Annotated in this window: 1 protein-coding gene; it reads left to right on the top strand. The window is 59.5% G+C overall.

Annotated elements, in window-relative coordinates; genetic code table 11:
- Positions 1-405 (top strand): AraC family ligand binding domain-containing protein (locus QEH57_RS24815; protein WP_309009502.1); only part of this gene is annotated, 405 nt, incomplete at both ends.

The following is a 405-nucleotide window of genomic DNA, read 5'->3' as shown; positions in this document are numbered from 1 at the left end:
TGTGGGGGTGGCTGACGCTCTTCCGAACTTCATATCGAAGCAGGTATTGGACGCTTCGTACTTCTTTCTCAATCTGACGCCTAAGGCTACGGAGGAATTCGGCGTAAGCTGCGGGGGAGTGGAGAAGTGCGCGCCGGACTATGTGGTGAAGCGGGCGGAGTTCGATTTCGTGGGGATCGAGTTTGTCCTCTCGGGGCGGGCGCGCGTAACCATGGGCGAGAATTCTTTCGAGCTGAGGCCGGGCAGCCTTTTTGGATACAAGCCGAACACGTCGCTCACGATCGAGAATAGCGGGGCGTATTCGCTGACCAAATACTTTGTCGACCTGCACGGGAGCGCGGCGGAGGCGCTTTTCGAGCGGAGCCCGCTGGGGGACTTGAGCGTGCTCGACTTTTCGGGAGTCCG

Origin of the sequence: Pelagicoccus sp. SDUM812005, from assembly GCF_031127875.1 — a bacterium.
In the GTDB taxonomy this organism is placed as follows: domain Bacteria; phylum Verrucomicrobiota; class Verrucomicrobiia; order Opitutales; family Opitutaceae; genus Pelagicoccus.
This window is presented reverse-complemented; position numbering and strand designations above follow the sequence as displayed.